The sequence below is a fragment of the Streptomyces tendae genome, assembly GCF_014650435.1.
In the GTDB taxonomy this organism is placed as follows: Bacteria; Actinomycetota; Actinomycetes; order Streptomycetales; family Streptomycetaceae; genus Streptomyces; species Streptomyces tendae.
The window spans coordinates 1-523 of record NZ_BMUY01000128.1 but is presented as its reverse complement, the minus strand read 5'-3'; the positions used below and the strand labels follow the sequence as shown (position 1 = coordinate 523).

At 73.6% G+C, this 523-nt stretch carries 1 protein-coding gene and 1 pseudogene; both read left to right on the top strand.

Going from position 1 to position 523, the window contains the following annotated elements:
• Nucleotides 1-239: LURP-one-related/scramblase family protein (locus tag IE258_RS40980; RefSeq protein WP_506417445.1), on the top strand; the 239-nt coding region annotated here is incomplete at its 5' end.
• Nucleotides 240-286: 47 nt separating this feature from the next.
• Nucleotides 287-523 (top strand): annotated as a pseudogene (locus tag IE258_RS40975) (DUF1349 domain-containing protein); the annotation flags it as partial.

Here is a 523-nt window from a genome sequence, read left to right as displayed (position 1 = left end):
GCGAGCGCAACCGGTTCGTGGCCGTGCTGCGCCGGGCCTGGAACTGGCTGCCGCTGGAGCTGGTGCCGTTCGCCTGGCCGTACCACTTCGACTTCGGGACGGACGGCAAGCCCGTGATGACCGTCGACAGGAAGACCGGCCTGCGCGACCGCTACCTGGTCGAGGTGACCGCCCCCGGCCTCGACCTGCGGCTCGCCGTCGCCCAGGCGGTCGCCCTGGACACCTTCCAGGGCCGCTGACCGGGACCGGGTGCGCGCGACGGGGCCGCTCCTGGGAGAATCCCGCCATGGACCTGGACATACCCGAACTCCCCTTCCGGCTGCGGACCTACGGCCCCGACGGCTCCTGGTCCTACGAGGACGGCGTCCTCACCGGATGGGCCGGACCACGGCAGGACCGCTTCGTGCCGCCCACCGGCGAGTCCCTGGAGTCCGCCGCCGACGCGCCCCGGCTGCTCGGCGCGCCCGAGGGCGACTTCCAGCTGATCGCCCGGGTCACGGTGGGCTTCGCCGGCTCCTTCGAC